The 18,570-nt window shown below is 53.1% G+C and carries 18 protein-coding genes; 4 read left to right on the forward strand and 14 right to left on the reverse strand.

The features are described from left to right. Window positions 1-41 precede the first annotated feature (41 nt). Window positions 42-926 carry a LysR family transcriptional regulator gene (locus NNO08_RS02810; protein WP_271456144.1) on the reverse strand — a complete coding sequence of 295 codons (885 nt, stop codon included), beginning with the start codon at window positions 924-926 and terminating at the stop codon, window positions 42-44. 102 nt (window positions 927-1,028) lie between these two features. Between NNO08_RS02810 and NNO08_RS02815 the strand changes: the two genes are divergently transcribed. After that, window positions 1,029-1,484 (forward strand): multidrug/biocide efflux PACE transporter, encoded by a 456-nt coding sequence (locus tag NNO08_RS02815; RefSeq protein WP_271449907.1) that lies wholly within the window; start codon window positions 1,029-1,031, stop codon window positions 1,482-1,484. 142 nt (window positions 1,485-1,626) lie between these two features. Further along, window positions 1,627-2,856 (forward strand): amino acid permease, encoded by a 1,230-nt coding sequence (locus NNO08_RS02820; protein WP_137382681.1) that lies wholly within the window; start codon window positions 1,627-1,629, stop codon window positions 2,854-2,856. 52 nt (window positions 2,857-2,908) lie between these two features. Here the strand turns inward: NNO08_RS02820 and rcnR are convergent, their stop codons facing one another. Further along, window positions 2,909-3,181 (reverse strand): Ni(II)/Co(II)-binding transcriptional repressor RcnR, encoded by a 273-nt coding sequence (gene rcnR / locus NNO08_RS02825; protein WP_005123385.1) that lies wholly within the window; start codon window positions 3,179-3,181, stop codon window positions 2,909-2,911. Between the two features lie 121 nt (window positions 3,182-3,302). Between rcnR and NNO08_RS02830 the strand changes: the two genes are divergently transcribed. Then, the gene (locus NNO08_RS02830; RefSeq protein WP_271456145.1) at window positions 3,303-4,199 is read left to right on the forward strand and encodes a nickel/cobalt efflux protein RcnA; all 897 of its coding nucleotides are present in this window, start codon (window positions 3,303-3,305) and stop codon (window positions 4,197-4,199) included. Window positions 4,200-4,252: 53 nt separating this feature from the next. On the opposite strand, the gene NNO08_RS02835 is transcribed toward NNO08_RS02830, so the two are convergent. The 7 genes from NNO08_RS02835 to NNO08_RS02865 all read right to left on the reverse strand — a co-directional run bounded on the left by NNO08_RS02835 (window position 4,253) and on the right by NNO08_RS02865 (window position 12,756). Beyond that, window positions 4,253-5,635: an amidohydrolase family protein gene (locus tag NNO08_RS02835; protein WP_271456146.1), complete on the reverse strand. Its 1,383-nt coding sequence runs from the start codon at window positions 5,633-5,635 to the stop codon at window positions 4,253-4,255. Window positions 5,636-5,647: 12 nt separating this feature from the next. Further along, complete coding sequence (locus tag NNO08_RS02840; RefSeq protein WP_271456147.1) at window positions 5,648-6,598, reverse strand: carbamate kinase family protein; 951 nt, start codon at window positions 6,596-6,598, stop codon at window positions 5,648-5,650. A gap of 26 nt (window positions 6,599-6,624) precedes the next feature. After that, on the reverse strand, window positions 6,625-8,175 hold the full coding sequence (locus tag NNO08_RS02845; protein ID WP_137382677.1) for a xanthine permease: 1,551 nt from the start codon (window positions 8,173-8,175) through the stop codon (window positions 6,625-6,627). 117 nt (window positions 8,176-8,292) lie between these two features. Further along, entirely contained in the window at window positions 8,293-9,711 is a 1,419-nt protein-coding gene (locus tag NNO08_RS02850; protein WP_137382676.1) for a DUF1116 domain-containing protein, read from the reverse strand. Beyond that, window positions 9,711-11,258, reverse strand: a complete 1,548-nt coding sequence (fdrA, locus tag NNO08_RS02855) for an acyl-CoA synthetase FdrA (protein WP_271456148.1) — start codon at window positions 11,256-11,258, stop codon at window positions 9,711-9,713. The genes NNO08_RS02850 and fdrA overlap by 1 nt, the downstream gene beginning before the upstream one ends. Beyond that, a complete protein-coding gene (locus NNO08_RS02860; RefSeq protein WP_271456149.1) occupies window positions 11,236-12,033 on the reverse strand; it encodes a DUF2877 domain-containing protein in 798 nt (265 codons plus the stop codon). Before NNO08_RS02860 ends, fdrA begins: the two co-directional genes overlap by 23 nt. 117 nt (window positions 12,034-12,150) lie before the next feature. Continuing rightward, the gene (locus NNO08_RS02865; RefSeq protein ID WP_005123373.1) at window positions 12,151-12,756 is read right to left on the reverse strand and encodes an ankyrin repeat domain-containing protein; all 606 of its coding nucleotides are present in this window, start codon (window positions 12,754-12,756) and stop codon (window positions 12,151-12,153) included. A gap of 392 nt (window positions 12,757-13,148) precedes the next feature. Between NNO08_RS02865 and NNO08_RS02870 the strand changes: the two genes are divergently transcribed. Continuing rightward, entirely contained in the window at window positions 13,149-14,078 is a 930-nt protein-coding gene (locus tag NNO08_RS02870; protein WP_005123372.1) for a LysR substrate-binding domain-containing protein, read from the forward strand. A gap of 35 nt (window positions 14,079-14,113) precedes the next feature. Here NNO08_RS02870 and NNO08_RS02875 read toward each other — a convergent pair whose 3' ends face one another. From NNO08_RS02875 to pgaB, 5 genes are all read right to left on the reverse strand, one after another. After that, a complete protein-coding gene (locus NNO08_RS02875; protein WP_271456150.1) occupies window positions 14,114-14,386 on the reverse strand; it encodes a GNAT family N-acetyltransferase in 273 nt (90 codons plus the stop codon). Window positions 14,387-14,397: 11 nt separating this feature from the next. After that, window positions 14,398-14,628: a 4Fe-4S mono-cluster protein YjdI gene (gene yjdI, locus NNO08_RS02880; protein WP_005123368.1), complete on the reverse strand. Its 231-nt coding sequence runs from the start codon at window positions 14,626-14,628 to the stop codon at window positions 14,398-14,400. An 82-nt stretch (window positions 14,629-14,710) separates the two neighbouring features. Continuing rightward, window positions 14,711-15,217: a poly-beta-1,6-N-acetyl-D-glucosamine biosynthesis protein PgaD gene (gene pgaD / locus NNO08_RS02885; RefSeq protein WP_271456151.1), complete on the reverse strand. Its 507-nt coding sequence runs from the start codon at window positions 15,215-15,217 to the stop codon at window positions 14,711-14,713. Next, window positions 15,214-16,548 (reverse strand): poly-beta-1,6-N-acetyl-D-glucosamine synthase, encoded by a 1,335-nt coding sequence (gene pgaC, locus NNO08_RS02890; RefSeq protein WP_040232145.1) that lies wholly within the window; start codon window positions 16,546-16,548, stop codon window positions 15,214-15,216. Before pgaC ends, pgaD begins: the two co-directional genes overlap by 4 nt. After that, entirely contained in the window at window positions 16,545-18,566 is a 2,022-nt protein-coding gene (gene pgaB, locus NNO08_RS02895; RefSeq protein WP_137382670.1) for a poly-beta-1,6-N-acetyl-D-glucosamine N-deacetylase PgaB, read from the reverse strand. The genes pgaC and pgaB overlap by 4 nt, the downstream gene beginning before the upstream one ends. Window positions 18,567-18,570 lie beyond the last annotated feature (4 nt).

Here is an 18,570-nt window from a genome sequence, read left to right on the forward strand (position 1 = left end):
TTGTTTAAAAATGGTGATTTTTATCACAAAGGAAATAGGTATCATTTATTCGTCATCGCGACGCCACTTTGCTGCAAATGGTCACGTAACCAGCTTCCCGCTACCCCCGGAGGGGATTTCTTATTCCATAACAGATCGATTGAGATAGCTTTTGGCCAACCCGGTATCTTCAACTGAACCAGTGGTTTTTCTGCCGCAAACTCTTCCACCAGCGCGCAAGGTAGTGCGCACCAGCCAAATCCCTGTACCGCCATACTCAGCAACAACAGATAGTTGGGAGCAGACCAGACAGGACCACGTGCGACGTTGGTCCCGCTTTCCAGATAAGTATTCAGACGCAGTTCGCGCCAGGTGTGGAGCTGCTCCCATTGCAGATTTTTTTGCGTCGCCAGTGGATGCGGGGCCGCAACGTACAGTCCCATCCAGGTTTGCATCGGCAAACGCGTGACGCCCATATCTGTCGGATAATTTTCTCGCGCTTCGATCAGCCCAACCTGCGCGCGTCCTTTTTGCAGCAGATCGATCACATCGTCATCTTCACCAATCAGACATTCAAATTCTGTGTGGGGGAACTTGCGGTCAAACTGCACCATTAATTCTTCCAGCACATCCGGATGCAGCGTGTCCGAAAGCACAAAGGTCAGACGCGCTTCGGTATCACCCGACAGCGAAATCGCCGCTTCATCCAGACGCTCGCTGGCTGACAAAATCGCCTGTACGTAGCCAAGCACCCGCTTGCCTTGTTCGGTAAGCGTTGGCTGACGTGACGAACGGTCAAACAACGCAAAGCCAAGATCGGCCTCCAGATGTGCAATCGCCGTGCTGATGGTGGACTGGCTTTTACGTAGCCGCCGGGCCGCCGCAGAAAATGAACCGCAGGACACCGTCTCAACAAATGCCGTTAATGCTTCAGGGGAGTAACGCATGAACTATCTACTTTATCGATGGATACTATCTTTTAGATATCACATAAAACGATAAAATTGCCACCATTCCGTTATCCGGGCATCAAAGAAGGTTTGTAGGTTATGCAACACGATACTGTCCAACGCCGCTCGTTAGTGGAGCGCATTTTTCATGCTGTCTGTTTTGAGGGCATTGCTACCGCGATTCTTGCACCAACCACCGCATGGTTGATGCAGCGCTCGGTACTGGAAATGGGCGGGCTGACCATTCTGCTGGCAACAACAGCAATGATCTGGAATATCATTTATAACGCCCTGTTTGACCGCTTTTGGCCGTCGCATCAGGTCAAACGTACGGCGAAAGTCCGCGCATTTCACGCCTTAGGCTTCGAGAGTGGTTTTATCGTCATCGGGGTCAGCATCGTGGCGTATGTACTGAACGTTAGCCTGCTTCAGGCATTCACGCTGGAAATAGGTTTCTTCCTGTTCTTCCTGCCATACACCATGTTCTATAACTGGGCTTATGACACATTACGCGAGCGCGTAATGAAGCGTCGTCAGCAGCGCGTTACTGCCTGATAATTCAAAGAATAGTCGGAATTTTCTCAATTCCGGCTATTCATCCATTCACCAGCCCACTTGTTCACACCTCCCCCAGCCCCTCTCATTTGTGGTAAATTGCGCTTCTTTTTGTTTATTTTATAGTTGATACGTTCAAATAATGTCGAAATTTTGGTCAAAAGAAGAGACTCTCTGGAGCTTCGCACTATATGGGACTGCCGTCGGCGCAGGAACCCTCTTCCTCCCCATACAGCTGGGTTCTGCAGGCGCGGTGGTACTTTTTATCACCGCACTCGTCGCCTGGCCTTTAACCTACTGGCCACACAAGGCGCTGTGCCAGTTTATCCTGTCATCAAAAACCTCTGCAGGTGAAGGGATCACCGGTGCAGTCACCCACTACTATGGCAAGAAGATAGGCAGCCTGATCACGACGCTTTATTTTATCGCCTTCTTTGTGGTGGTGCTGATCTACGCTGTCGCGATCACCAATTCACTCACCGAACAGTTGGCAAAACATATCACGATTGATCTACGCGTTCGTATGCTGGTAAGTCTCGGCGTGGTGCTGGTCCTGAATTTAATTTTCCTGATGGGTCGCCAGGCCACCATCCGGGTGATGGGCTTTCTGGTATTCCCACTGATCGCGTACTTTCTGTTTCTCTCGCTGTACCTGACCGGAAGCTGGCAGCCGACGCTTCTCACCGGCCAGATGTCTTTCGATCAGCACACGCTGCATCAGGTATGGATCTCGATCCCCGTGATGGTTTTCGCTTTTAGCCATACGCCCATTATCTCCACGTTTGCCATCGACAGACGCGAGAAATACGGCGAGCAGGCCATGGGTAAATGCAAAAAAATCATGAAGGTCGCCTACGTCATCATCTGCCTGAGCGTACTGTTTTTCGTCTTTAGCTGTCTGCTTTCTATCCCGGCAAACTACATTGAAGATGCCAAACATGAGGGTGTAACCATCCTTTCGGCGCTGTCGATGATGCCCAACGCACCGGCATGGTTGTCGATTTCCGGGATTATCGTTGCCGTGGTGGCGATGTCAAAATCGTTCCTCGGCACCTACTTTGGCGTGATTGAAGGGGCGACAGAAGTCGTAAAAACGTCGCTGCATCAGGTAGGCGTGAAGAAAAGCCGGGCCTTTAACCGCGCCCTGTCCATTATGTTGGTTTCGGCCATCACGTTTATCATCTGCTGCATTAACCCTAATGCCATTTCAATGATTTACGCGATCAGTGGCCCGCTCATTGCCATGATTTTGTTTATCATGCCGACTTTATCGACCTATCTGATCCCGGCGCTGAAGCCGTATCGTTCAGTGGGGAACCTGATCACCCTGATTGTCGGTCTGTTGTGCGTATCGGTGATGTTTTTTGGCTAAATGACGTTATCAACGGCTCATTCATCATTGCGTGGATGAGCCGCACCCCGCCTTACTTGATGTAAGAATCCAATACCTTCAGGACCACATCCAAATCCTCTTCACGCTTTATTTCATCGCCCTGATGCACAATATGCTCGGTCAGATGGCCTTTAATCACCTCACGCATTAATCCGTTTACCGCACCGCGGATCGCCGCAATTTGCTGTAACACAGCCGCGCATTCATGCGGTTCATCAAGCATAGTTTTCAACGCCACTACCTGGCCCTGAATCTTACTGGCACGGGCTTTGAGCTTCTGTTTGTCGCGGATCGTATGTGACATAGCATTACCTTAATTAACGTAAATCCGTAGCGACAATACCATCGACGTTCTACTGGGGGGTAGTATTTGATACTGGGGGGGAGTAGAATCAAGCGAAATTAGACAACTAAGAATCATTCTCATGGGTGAATTTTCTACGCTTCTTCAGCAAGGCAACGCCTGGTTCTTCATTCCCAGTGCAATTTTATTGGGGGTGTTACACGGCCTGGAACCGGGACATTCAAAGACAATGATGGCGGCGTTTATTATCGCCATAAAGGGGACTATCAAGCAGGCAGTGATGCTGGGGCTGGCGGCTACCCTGTCGCATACGGCCATAGTATGGTTGATTGCACTCGGCGGAATGTATATCAGCAAAGCGTTCACGGCCCAGGCCGTTGAACCCTGGCTACAATTTGTCTCTGCGATCATTATTTTGGGCACTGCATTCTGGATGTTCTGGCGGACCTGGCAAGGCGAGCAGAACTGGCTGACTCAAACACATCACGACCATCATCATGATCACGACCATGACCATGACCACGCTCATCACCATCATCACGAACATGACCACGATCACGATCACCACCATCATCACGAACATGGCCACGATCATAACCATGCCGCGTTGGCAGGGCTGAGCGAGGGTTCGAAAGAGTATCAGGACGCGCACGAACGCGCGCATGCCAACGATATCCAGCGCCGTTTTCAGGGTAAAGAGGTGACCAACGGGCAAATTTTACTGTTTGGTCTGACCGGTGGCCTGATCCCGTGTCCTGCGGCTATTACCGTCTTACTGATTTGTATCCAGCTCAAAGCCTTTACGCTGGGGGCAACGATGGTGCTGTGCTTTAGCCTCGGACTGGCGATAACGCTGGTAACGGTAGGGGTTGGCGCGGCTATCAGCGTACAACAGGCGGCGAAGCGCTGGAGCGGATTTAACACACTGGCGCGTAAAGCGCCCTATTTTTCCAGCGCACTCATCGGCATGGTCGGACTCTACATGGGGATTCACGGCTATCTGGGGATCGTCGGTTAACAGCCAACAGAGGGAAACGCGCAGCAACCTGTGCCGCTGCGCGTGTAGCAGGACTAGCTTGCGACGCTTCCCCACACTAACTGCCCTTTGTGGAAGGTCGCGGTACGAGGGGAAATCCTCGCAACCGCTTCCGCAGAGCAGGACGCATCGACCAGCACAAAACTTGCATCATCCTGTGCTTTCGGCCACACACGTTCGCCTTTATCGTTCAGCGGCAGTACATCACCTGTGGCGAGGAATAGCGCGCGCGACAGGTTGAGTTCGTTCGGGCGAATATACAGCTGAGCATACAGATTGGCTTTCTCCAGCATATCCCCCTGCCCATACGGCGACCAGTGGTCAATCACGCTGTCGGTGCCGGTAATCACCTCCACGCCTTTATCACGCAGCTGTTTCAGCGGCATGTGCAAGGTGCCGATAGGTACCGTCGAGGCAATGGTAATCTGCTGCGCCGCCATACGGGTTGCCAACGCATCAACCTGCTGTTCGTTCAGCGTTGCCAATGCGAAAGCATGGCTGATGGTCAGTTTGCCCTTCAGCTGTGGCGTTTTCTCCACCGTCTCCACCATGTAATTTACCGCCGCCACACCTGCCGGGCTGGTTTCATGCAAATGGATATCCACACCTTTATTGTAATCGAGCGCAATCTGGAACATGGTGTCGAGGGATTTTTCCATGGCCCCATCAACGCTGGTCGGGTCCAGACCGCCCACGTACTGTGCCCCCGCCTGCATTGCTTCACGCATCAGCGGTTCAGACTTCGATAACAGCAGACCATGCTGGGGAAACGCCACGATTTCACAAGCGAAACCGGGCTGACGACGCGCCAGTACCGCCTGCAAGTTCTCCAGATTTTTCAACCCAGAAACTGGCTCAATATTACAGTGGCTGCGGGCAATCGATGTCCCTTTTGATTGCAGTAGATCGATAAGCTTTTCCGCTCGCTCCTGAGTATAAGGCTGCAGTTCAGGTAGCAGCTTTTGTTCCAGGCGGATCATATCCTGAATGGTGGTGCCCGCCGGACGGTTCAATGAGCGCCACGGGCCACCGTAAAAGGTTTTATCCAGATGAATGTGCATATCGCGCATCGCGGGTAGCATGAGCTTTCCGCCCGCATCGTAATGCGGCAGAGCCGCATCCGAATGCTGCTTATTCTCGTGCAGCGCAACAATCTTCCCGTCCTGAATTTCAACGGTTTGCAGTGCAGTACGGGTATGTACCACCACGGCATTTTCGTAATCAAATCCCGCTTCCAGCAGAACGTTATCAAGGTAGTAGTGTTTATCGTTAATCGTCATGGTGTTCTTCGCCCCGTAGGCTGTCCCGACAGGATTAGCAGCATACGCGACTGGTGCTACTGCGCCAAACAGCGCAGCAGCAGTGACCATTTTTCCGCTCTGACTTAAAAATTCGCGGCGGCTGTTACTTTCCTTCATTCGCATCTCCTCTCAGGAATGGACAATGTGGGTACCCGTTTCACCGCGCAGTGCGGCAGGCAGGCATTCCGGCGTGGTGATGATCACCCGCTTACCGCCACGAGCCAGGAACGTCAGGCTGGCGATAATTTTGGGTAGCATGCTGCCTGGCGGGAAGTGACCTTCCTGCATGTAACGGGTCATTGCCGCGATATCCACTGTGTCCAGCGCCTGCTGGTTGGGATTGCCAAAGTGAATACACACTTTCTCTACGCCAGTGGTGATCACCAGAATGTCGGCGCGGATCTCCTGCGCCAGCAGCGCAGTAGAGAGATCTTTATCAATCACTGCGTCCACGCTGTGATAATCCCCTTGCTCACTACGGACTACCGGGATCCCGCCGCCGCCTGCGCCAATCACCACAAAACCTTGCTGAGTCAGCGTTTTGATAGCCTCTGCTTCAACAATACGTTTGGGTTCAGGGGAAGCCACAACCCGCCGGTAACCGCGCCCGGAATCCTCTACAAACCGCCAACCCGGATTAACCCGCAGCAGCTCGTCACGCTGAGCTTCACTGAAGAATGCGCCGATAGGCTTGGTTGGATTCGCAAACCCAGGATCGTTCTTGTCGACTTCTACCTGCGTAACCACCGTCACCGCTTTCTGCTCACCGCGTCGCGCCAGACGGTTATTCAGCGCCTGTTGGATCAGGTAGCCAATACCGCCCTGAGTATCAGCGACGCAGTTTGCCAGCGGAGTGAGCGGCAAGCCTTCGCGTTCGTGCGCGATTTCAGCACGCCGTAGATCCAGCCCCACCTGCGGCCCGTTACCGTGTGTCAGCACAATGTTGTAGTCCGATGCCAACATCTCCAGCACCGTGTCCGCCACCGCTTTCACCGCTTCAGCCTGGTGCTCAATAGACTGGCTGGCGTTATCTTTGATAATGCTGTTGCCGCCAATGGCAACGACCACAAGTTCTTTCATCGTATTTTCTTCCGCTTGCAGGCGATTCAGGTTGTTTTCGTCGGTTCCTGCTCAGGCGCAGTAGCCGCTTCACGACTGTCGAGAATATGTTTGACGACGAACATGCCGCTCATCATCAGGTAGGCCACAACAAACATCATCGAGCTGCCTTCGGCAAAACCCACTGCCGGGGAGTGAATCACACCAAACAGCGACAGCAGTGCACCGAAGGCGGCGGCAATCGCCCCACGTAACGGCTTGTTCATAATGGCGAAGATAGCGACACAGCCCCACAGCATACTGGCCAGCGGCGCACCGCTTCCCAGATGCACCAGCCCGTCGTAGTACACGCCTTTACTGTGCAGCAGGTCACTGCCCAGTTTCCCCGCAGAGGTTCCGGCGGCCCCCATTACGCTGTTAACGATGGTCAACGCCCAGTTGGCAATCCACGGGAACAGACAAATGAAGATGACGGGAACCTCGACTTTGGGGGTTTCTCGTACCACCTGGTTGGCGGTTACCACGCCGATAAACACCAGAATCGGCACTATCGCAGTCATCGGAATAATGGCGAGCATAAACGCGCCCAGCCCAAACAGCGGTACCAGGAACATGGTGATACCAGATGCCAGGGTATAACCGATGCTGGCACCCATTGCTTTCCAGCCCGCGTGCCCAACATACACAGTCACCGGGAACGGGTTACCCAACATGCAGCCAAGCATGGAGGCAAAACCGTTCGCCATCATAACTTTACGGGTGTTGTACTCATCGCCCGCGGCGTGCGCACTTTCAATGTTCTCGAGGTCAAAAATATAGTTCGCCAGACCCAGCGGAACTGCAGAAGCCAGATACGGCAGCGCATGCGGTAATCCTTGCAGGAAGCTGTCGACATGGATTTCTGGCGGGTTAAAGCCAAAAGACGACATCGAGGCTTTAATCGCTTCCGGGCTTTGCAGACCGGAGATCCATGCCAGGGCCGTACCGGCAATCAGCAGCAGCAAACCGGTCGGAATGCGGGCAAAAATCGGTTTCTTACCGAACCAGTTGATGAAAATCAGCAACAGGACGATGAAAGAAACGGTTGGCGCTTCAAACGCCTGCAGCATGGGGTTCATCGCCAACAGCAGCAGACCCAGACCGGATAAACAGGAGAGCAGTACCGTACGCGGGATCATCTTGCGGATGGTCTCGCCCAGGAAGGAGCCGCCCACCAGGATCAACGCTTCCACAAAGCACCATACCAGTGCTATCTGGATGGCGAAGTTAGCATCTTTGGTTTGCTGATAAACCGGCATCAGCACCAGGAACGTCACGGTAAAGATTGACGGTGCGCTGGGACCGGACGGCAACGCCGTTACATCATTACGGCCGGTGTGTTTTGCCATCTGCAAACCAAACCATGCGTAGCAGATACTGGCCACCAGCACCGCCAGACCAAAGGCGGGCGCAATGCGGCCGTAAACTATTTCAGTCGGGATGCCGACAACAAAAATGAGCAGCCCCATCATTGTCAGCAGGTTAGTCAGGTTGTTGGTCATTAGCCCGAAGTAAGCCGCCCAGTCACCACGTTTCCATTCTAGTTTTATGCTGTTCATGGAATATCCTTTACAGGTTAAGCATCGTTTGCGATCACGGAGATCGCCCAGCCCTGCAGGTAAGCAACGTTTTTCGCTTCGCTACCGTGGGGCTAACGGTGTTAGCCCCGGTTATTGTTATGAGCAGTAGCGGTCACGCCAGTTGAGGATCGCCTTTTCAAAACAGGCGAACGGCGGGTGTACAATTCCGGCACCGATCATGCCGATCCCGGCATCTTTGTGCGCAATCGCAGTATTGATCACCGGCAGAATACCGGTACTACCTACGCGCGTAATATCGATAGCCGTTGGTACCCCCATAAAACCGAGCAACGGAATGGTGACGTTCGGGTTTTCACCCAACGTGATTTCACGCATCTGGCGAGAGAAGTCGACGGCTTCTTCAACCGTACCGCCCACCAGCGCCACGATGGCCGGTGCCGTCGCCATCGCGAAACCACCAATCCCGTAGGTTTCGGTAATCGCGCTATCGCCGATATCGCGCCCGGAATCTTCCGGCTTATAGCCCGCAAACATCGGACCAATCACCTGCTGCGCCGGACCGGTAAACCATTGACCCGGTAAACCACTGATGCGCAAACCGAACTCAACACCGTTACGCGCCATCGTCGTCACCACGGTGCTGTATTCGATACCGTGTGCAGCGTCCATCGCCGCTTTACACATCGCCATCCAGGTCGGGCCGGAGAAGTAATCGCTGCTGAGGACAAACTCGAACACTTCCCGCTGTTGCTCAACCGGATAGCCGGTCTGAATGATCCACGGCGTCAGCGCCTGAATCAGCAGTGCGGTACCGGCATTGTTGCGGTTATGACATTCATCCCCCATGTGCAGCGCCTGCGCCAACATCAGACGCAGATCGATTTCACCCGCCAGCTTCATGGCATCACGCAGCATTGGGCCCATCACATCGCGCATCCAGTTCAGACGATCGATAACGCTCTGATCGTTCGCCCCCATACGCAGGATCTTCGCCATCTGCTCGCTCATATTGGTATATGCGCGGTTGCCGTAGGTTTTGTTCTCAACGATGTGCATGAACATTGAGGCAGAGGTGACGCCCGCCATCGATCCCACACAGTCATGTTCGTGGCATGGGGAGAAGATAATTTCTCCAGAAGCCGCCAGTTCGGCGGCTTCATCCAGATCTTTTGCCAGCCCTTCAAATACCAGCGCCCCGGTGACCGCCCCTTTCATCGCACCGCACATTTTTTCCCAACGGATTGGCGGCCCGGCGTGCAGGATGGTGTTACGGGTCATGCCCGGCACCACGTTAATGGCCTGGTCATACCCCACCAGCACCGGATGTGACTGGATAATGCGTTCCAGCGCCAGCTGATTAGCGGCAGCAATTTTGTCTGCCAGCGGAGAATCGGCAATCTGATCCAGCGCCGCGACCACCTGCATGTTGCCCTGCCCTGGCGGAGTCCAGTCGAGTTGGGTCACAGGTACGTTCTGCTTTTTCAGGTCATCGCTGAACATCGCGATGCCAACGTTAATCACATTCAGCGGCTGGTTAAACAGTGTCTGGCTCATCAGGCTTCCTCCCCTTTACAGATAAATTCACGCGCCAGCAATCCGGTGTTGGTGCTACTGCTCGCCCAGATAACCCCGGCATCGGTCAGCATCTGGCACTGTTTTTCCAGTGACGGTGTATCCTGATCGGTTCCCAGCACATAGCCGAGAATTTCAAGCGGACGCCCCTCTGCCGCGGCGATCGCTTTGGCTTCAACGATCGCCTCGAGCATTACGCCAACCGGATCTTCGTGCGATCCAAAGCCGAGGACGAAATCCATCACGATCACGCCAACTTCAGGATCGCGCGCTTCCTGCAACAGGCGACTAATACGGTTGGTTGGATCGATCATCGGATGCGGTTTACCGTTGGTGAAATCATCATCACCGAAATCGAGGAAGGTATGTGCGATACTGCGGTTGAGATCCTGTAGACGGAATGCCGGGTCCGGATGAATGTTGCTGTATACTTCGGCATGTTTTTCCATTGCGGCAAACATCGCTTCATCGCACAGCGTGCCGCCACAGAACAGCCCACGAATGTACTTTTGCTGTGGCGTCAGACAGGCGCGGACCTCTTCAATCAGCGGCCAGTTCAGCGGATGCAGGTCCAGAGTCTCCTTTTTCACACCCGTCAGCAGTACCGCTTTCAGCGCAGCTTCTTTTGTGCCACGTGCGAACTGCAGCCCCGCTTCATCCGCAGGAGCGGCATCACGTCCGAGGAAACAGACCACGACCGGTTTGCGGCAGGCACGTGCGCGTTCCAGTACCTTGCGGGCCACCGCAGGCGCAGGCGGTTTGGAGATCAGTGCAATGATTTCGGTTTGCGGATCGGCTTCCAACATGCCCATCGCGTCAAGCATCATCAGACCACCAATTTTCTCGCTTAGATCGCGTCCACCCGTGCCGATCAGTTGGGAAATACCGCCGCCAAACTCATGAATACGCACGCTCAGTTCCTGGCTACCGGTACCGGATGCCCCCACAATGCCAATGTTGCCGCGACGTACCGCATTACCAAAACACAGCGCCGCGCCGTTAATAATGGCGGTCCCGCAGTCTGGCCCCATCATCAACAGCCCTTTTTCGTGTGCCAGCTGCTTAAGTGCCAGTTCGTCCTCAAGAGAAACGTTGTCTGAGAACAGCATCACATTGAGGTTATTTTGCAGTGCCTGACGTGCCTCACGTGCGGCAAACAGACCGTTAACCGAGATAACCGCCAGGTTGCTGTCAGGTACGTGTTTTTTAGCACTGGCGAGCGTGGCGTAGCGCGCTTCATGCTGACCGCCCTGCTCTTTATGCGTGAACAGATCCTCAATCGCCACCAGCGTCTGCTCGTTCGCCGCTTCACTCGCGCCTTTAATGACAATCATCAGATCGCCACTCTTCGCGTCTTCCAGCTCAGGCGTAAGCAAGCCAAGATTCTTCAGCACGCCCTTGTTCATTTCTGTCGCCATTGCCACGAACGCCTGCTCCACACCATCGAGCTTATTTGCGCGTGTTGAAATAGACATCAGTGAGACAGAATCAAAATACGTATTCTTTTTAACAACTATCCTGATCGACATAATTCCCTCCGGACCTGTGGCTCAGGGCGCAGGCATCCGCCATGCCGTATAGCATGTCGCAGCCAGAACTTGAGCCGATATTTTTAATATCAGTTATATATTGCGTAGAAACGTGTTGTTGCTCATTAATAATATGGTTCAGCAGTCGTGCGACACTTTCCCGATAGCGCTGATGAAAAGCCTCCTCCAGCGTAATTTTACTGAGTAATGTCGTATTATTTCCGTCACGCTGTAAGGCGGCTGAAAACTCTCTCCGATATTTTTCCAGCGGGTGCCCTGGAATAAATAAGATGGTACTTAGACCCACTAAATAATCATCGGATGATGGCGTCAGCCCAATACCCAGACCAATTAAACGGCTGACGGCAGCAGAGATATTTGCTCCTGTTTTCAGCGCCGTCATTAATGTCTGGCGACGCTGTAGTAGTTCACGGGTGATTTCCTGATAAAACGGGTTGTCACCCTGGTACAGAAATAAGGTGTCGTCGTTTTTAAGCTGTTGGCGGATATCCTCTTCCCAGCGCTGCCACCGAATAACTGAGAACGCGGTTGCATCTGGCGTCCACTGTGGCATTCGCCACGGCAGGCACCCGGAAGTCTCTATCCACTTATCCTTACCAACGACAATCCCTGATTCGGTAAAACTGACCGGCTCACCGGGATGAAACAGGTCTTCACAATGCGTCAGCGCCAGCCGACAGCTATTGGGCGCGTTATCACAGCCTTCACTCAGTAACGTCAATAATCGCTGCTGCTCGGGTATGAACAGATTCACCGCGCGGGAAAATACCTGTTCTACTCGCCCGGTTCCCCGGAATGAAAGAAACGCGCCGTCTGCGGTTAGCGCCCGAACGCATCGCCGTGATGGCGTGGCGATAGCGGCGCTCCTCTGTCAGGCTCCGGCGGCAATCAGCAGCTCGGCAATTTCGTGATACCCCTTTTCCCTCGCCAGCTCTAGCGGGGTTTTACCGTATTTATCCGTCATGTGCGGGTTCGCGCCATGGTCGAGCAGCAGCTTGACGATTTCCTGCTGCTTCGCACCACCGTCATTAAGTACGATAGCTTCCAGCAGCGGCGTCCAGCCAACGAAATTAGTGTGGTTGACGTTAATATCGGTACGCAGCAGCAGCTCGCGCACGATCTCAACATGACCTTTCTCACTGGCAGGCGTAATGCCGACACCGCCAAAACGACTCAGGCGCTCAAGATCCGGGTTAGCCGGTAATACCGTGCGCAGCAGTGTTAAATCATTTGTCAGGCAGCTAATCAGAAATGGATTAAAACAGGTTTGATCTTGTTTATTAATATCAGCACCGGCAGCAATCAATAAAGAAACGCAGTCATAATGTTTATTCAGGCTGGCAATAATAATGGCAGTACGGCCCTGGCGGTTGGTGGCATTAATATCCACATTTTTTTCCAGACAGGATTTTAATCCTTCGGCGTTACCCTGTTCTGCCGCCAGCAGAAATTCAGTAATAAGTTCTTTCTCTGACATAATCACTCTCCTGCAGTTTTTTAGACTCTTCATATTTCCGATAACCTGAGAATAGCAACAGAGTTTAGAGAATAACATCCGCTTAAATTTCATTCATCGTAAGCGTGTCGATTGTTGAATCAAATTTAACAATGAGAGTAAAACGTGCTGTAGTGCAATCTTTCCCTTATGACTGAAGCCGTTTTAGCGGCGAATCAGAGCCTGGGGAAATCAGGCGGTATGCAGCACGAATAGCGGGTCGCAACTAAAATACAGAAGTGTGATTGCCTTCAAATCAAATGTAACTCTAGTGTTAAATTCTGTTCAAAACTGATTGCTCTCGATAAGGATTACAAATACATTCAACAATCATCGTATCGTGGACATCGCCGCATGGCCTGAGGGGAGAACGGATGAATTCAATTTTTACCGAGGAAAACCTGCTGGCCTTTACGATGGCAGCACGCTATAGCAGTTTCAGCAAGGCCGCTGAGGAGCTTGGCTTAACAACGTCGGCCATCAGCTACACCATCAAACGCATGGAGATGGGACTCGATGTGGTGCTGTTTACCCGCAGTACCCGCAGCATTGAGCTCACTGAGTCCGGTCGCTACTTCTTTCGCAAAGCAACCGACCTGCTGAATGACTTCCACGCTATCAAGCGCAGCATCGATACCATCGCCCAGGGGATTGAAGCCAGGGTGCGCATTTGCATTAACCAGCTGTTGTATACCCCACAGCACACTGCCCGGCTGTTACAGGTGCTCAAAAAGCAGTTTCCGACCTGCCAGATAACCGTGACCACCGAGGTCTATAACGGCGTCTGGGACTCGATCATCAATAACCTGGCCAATATCGCTATTGGCGCGCCCGATACCCTGCTGGACGGCGGTGGGATTGATTACACCGAAATCGGCGCGATCCGCTGGTCGTTTGCTATCGCACCGGATCACCCACTGGCGTTTATGCCTGAGCCAATTTCAGAAAGTCAGTTGCGTCTGTACCCAAACATTATGGTGGAGGACACCGCGCACACCATCAACAAGAAGGTCGGCTGGTTGCTGCACGGGCAGGAGTCGATTCTGGTTCCTGATTTTAATACCAAGTGTCAGTGCCAGATTCTGGGTGAAGGCATCGGTTTTTTACCGGACTATATGGTACGCGAAGCGATGGAAAAGTCGCTGCTGGTCACGCGACAGATCCATAACCCTCGTCAGGATTCACGCATGCTGTTGGCAACCCAGCACGCGGCAACCGGTCGCGTAACGCAGTGGATTAAAAAAGAGTTTGGCCCACAAGGAGTACTGACGGGGATATATCAGGATCTGCTGCATCGGCAGTGATGTGCCGGATAAGACTATCCGGCGGAAATCAGTCTTCAGGCGCGAATATCGTCGTACTCGCGCGTTTTATCAAACTCATGTTTGGCAAACGGACACAGCGGGATCACTTTGCGGTTTTCGGCGCGCATTTTCTCCACCACCTTCGCCACCAGCCGTTTACCCACGCCCTGACCTTTCAGACTGGGGTCAACATCGGTATGCTCAATGATGCTCAGATGCTCGCCTGTCGGCACAAAAACAATCTCGGCGACCTGCTTGCCTTCAGCATCGTTGACATAAAACTTGTTATGGCCTGCAAGAATTTCCATGGTTCCCTCACTTATTTCTGGCGATACTTCAGCGCACCACTCGGACAGGTATCAATAACCCTGATAACCGTCGCAACATCGACTTCATCCGGGATGATCCACGGTTTACGCTTCAGGTTGAAAAGTTTTGCGCTTCCCCGAACGCAATTGCCCGAATGTTGGCACATCCCCGTGTTGAAATAGACATCGATCTTCTCGCCGGTATAGGCCCGGTAACCTGCATCCAGTAGTTCCTTATCCACGACATTGCCTCGCATTTTTTTATTGTCTGGGTCTAATCATAGACCCATGCGAGGCTGAAGGAAGCGGCTGAAAGCAGAAATATCACTCGGCCCTTGTGTGCAACGACGGCTGCGGCTCCATCGGCAAATACTCCAGCATCGCCGGTGTTGGCGGCGGCAGGCGATTATCGGCAATATCTCTGTCCACATCGATATGGCTGATCTCGCCATTCTCATGATGGTGAACCGTCAGCACCCTCGCTTTGTTCAGTTCTGTAACCAACTCGCGGGTAATGCGTAAACTTTCGGCCAGCTCATGGTCTTCCAGACCCGGCCTGCGACTGCGTCGCTCCACCCGGAAACGATACTGGTTGTACTTCGCCCAGCCTATTAGCACCAGCCCGTTGACCAGCGCGATAAGAATGTAAAACGTCACCGTATCGAGGGTCGTGAAAAAGGGACGAACTCCCATATACGGTGAATGCGCCAGTGCGACGATCAGCCCTTTATAAATCAGGTATAAGAACCCAACCCAGGCAATAAGCGTCAACACGACGTCGATGAGGCGCGGCAGCAGACGCCGTTCGGTAAAAATCAGCGGTTGGTTCATGATTCAATCCTCCCGATACCGCGGTCAGGACTGACCCAGCGCGCCCTGCCGCGTTTGCGTTTGAGCATCACTTTGGGGAACGCCACCAGCGTGGTGAACAGACTCAGCATCCAGTACACCACCGGGAACCAGATGATCCAGAACAACGAGGCCCCAATCCCTTTTTCATAGCGCCGTTCAATCATCAGACTCACCGCGAACTGCAACAGGCAGACCACGCCGAGGATAAGTCCAGTGAAGGCTGGCGGGAACAGATGCTGAACATACAGCGTGTCTGGCATCGGGAATAGCAGCCCTAACAGGAACAGCACGATACTAACCGCATAAGCAAATGCCCAGGCGGTAGAGAAACAGAACTCAAGGAACAGTGGCCACATACGGCGGAATTCCCACGACCACAGGCGGCGCATGTTAACGATAAACACCTCCGCACCACCTTGTGCCCAGCGCAGGCGCTGCTTCCACAGTCCTTTCAATGTTTCAGGCATCAGGATCCAGCACAGTGCGCGTGGCTCAAAGAATACCGACCAGTGGCGCAATTGCAGCTTCCAACTGATGTCGATATCTTCGGTGATCATGTCCGGGCTCCAGTAACCAACTTCAGCCAACGCCCGGCGACGAAACGCGGCAACGACACCTGAAACAGTAAATATCTGCCCGTAGACTCGCTGGGTACGCTTGATTAAGCCGATAATCGACGAGAACTCGCCGACCTGTACGCGGCCAATTAACGTCGAGCGGGTACGAATACGCGGGTTACCGGTCACCGCACCAACGCGCGGGAACTGGATAAGCGGAGCCACGATATAGGCGACCGCATCACGATCCAGTAACGCATCCCCATCGATGCAGACCAGGTAATCACTGCGCGCTGCTGCTGCACCGGTCTTAAGCGCCAGGGCTTTCCCCTGGTTTTCCGCTAAGTGAATCACTCGCAGGCTTGGGTACTCTGTTGCCAGCTGTTCCAGTACATCGTGCGTGTCATCTGTCGAACCATCATTGATGGCAATAACTTCAATATTCTTATATCGCTGAGCCAGTGCAGCCTCGATCGTCTCACGCGCATTGATCCCTTCGTTAAAACACGGGATCAAAATCGAGACCAGCGGATTTCCCTCCAAAGTAGGCGGTGGCGTTTCATCTCCCCATTTCCAGTGACGCTCACGGTAAAACCAGAAATAGACCCCGCCGCTTATCCACAATGCAGACATGAACAAGGGCCAGAAGAAGACAAAGTTCAACATCACTTCACCCGTGAAGACGACAGCCACGCCAAACGGCAGGCTGAACATCAGGCAAAGTATCAGGAAAGCAATTATGCGATCGGTCATTTTTGCGGGTACCAGTATGAGGAGAACGTCGAACGAATCTCTGACATCTCAGGTTTATCGCTGATGAAATCATCCGGGTAATAGCCGTAGTTGCCTGCGCCGCTTAACTTAAGCTGACGCATCCATTCGGCGAGTTGTTTACCACTGATTTCGGCCTGTTCCCCGGATTTACGCCAGTCGCGTGCCTGCAGTTCAAACACGGTTTTATCCAGCGCGCCGGGCGTCTGTGCAACAGCATTCACCAGTCGATCAAGCCAGGCGTTAGCATCATTGGCCGGGATTTTCTCCATGAATGGCATCGCCATCGGCGCTGTCCAGTCATAGGTATTCAGGAAATCATTCAGGTTTTGCGCAAACCAGGCCTCACTTTCAGGTTCCAGTACCGGCATAGCATAGATATTACGGGCGGTTTGCACCTGCGGACCGCGAATATTGCGTACCGATTGCGTCAACTGCTTAGTGAAGTCGATCAGCATCTTACTTTTCAGGCGAGTCCAGCGCTCAAACGCCTGAGGGTTATTACGGATTTGCTCGATGCTTCCCGGAAGTCCTGCGGCACGGTAGGCGGCTAACGCCTCCGGCGACGCATCTTCAAAATCCGTCAGGAAGGCATCATCATGGAACAAGATACCTTTGAAGCTGGCGTGCTTCGCCAGGTCTTCATAGATCTCGGTAATGCGTTTACGCGCTTCGCTATCCCACGGAGAAAGACGCACATACTGTTCACGATCGATAGCCGTACGTCCGGTTTTTGGATCCCATGCCGTTACACGCGGAATTGAGGCATCCAGATCGAAAGCCAGTACCGGCATCCAGGCGTACACGGTAACCCCAGCACGGGTTTGTAACTGCCAGGAGATATAGTTAAACAGATCGGCGCGCATCGGCAGCCAGCGGTTAGGGAAATAGACCTCGCGAATATTCCCGTCGCCCTGCGGATCGGCATATGCCTGCAGGAAGACATGAGAGATTCGCATGTCATAAACACGCTGAATCAGCTTATCGATGTTTCTCTTCTGCTGGGCGGGATCTTTGTCATAGACGTAATCCAGGTCGACATGCATCACGCGCATCGTCTGCGGTTCACGCACCTGAGCAACCTGGCTGGCAAAACGCTTGAGCGATGGGTTATCAGAAATCAGTACGCGCGGGATATCATCAAGGAATGCCGCATTCGCCAGCCCTTCATTGAGCGTAAACGCCATCTTATAACCTTGCTCTTTGGCCAGGTTTAAAGTCGTCCCGCTGGCGGCACCGTAAGGCCAGACCCAGGCACGTGGCGATTTCCCCGTTACCGCTTTAATTTTATTGGTGATCAAAGAGATATCGGTATTAATACGGCGATAGTATTGCTCGTCCGTTTCGTAAGTGCCGGTTTTCTTATCGTAAAGACGGTTTGCCACAGCAGGTTCTTTACTTCCCTGCGGGTTCGCCTCAGCACCGAAATGCGAGTTCCAGGTATGCGCGCCGATTTCCACCAACGGCGATTTGCCCATTTCCTCGACCATCTTCCAGGTGGCGAATTTATCGCGCGCCGTCATCAGGCCACCAAAATCGACTTTTTTGTCCGCAGGGGCATCCACCCAGCTTCCAACCGGTGCCCAAAGAGCTGGCCAGTTGTAAGCTTTCAGCAGCGGCCAGACGCGGGTATAGAAACTGCTATACCCGTCATCAAAGGTGAGCAGAACTGCTTTTTCCGGCAGCACGATTTTACCGTCATGAGCATCCAGAATTTGCTGGACGCTGATCGGGTTATAACCATTATCACGCAGCCAGGCTATTTGATCGCTCAGCGCGCTGGTACGCACAGAGAGGTAACGCTGATCGGCTGCATCATCCTCTACATCGTGATAGCCGAGAACCAAAAAACTATTTTTCGGCCACGGGTGATCGGCCGTCAGCGGCGTTCTCTCATCAGGAGGAACGTAGCGAGGCGTCGTATTGTGCGCACTGCTGCACGCGGTAATCATCAACCAGCCAGCGATGAGTGCGCTAAGCCATAGGCATCTTTTCAGCATGAAC

Source organism: Citrobacter sp. Igbk 17 (assembly GCF_028069775.1).
Lineage (GTDB): Bacteria > Pseudomonadota > Gammaproteobacteria > Enterobacterales > Enterobacteriaceae > Citrobacter.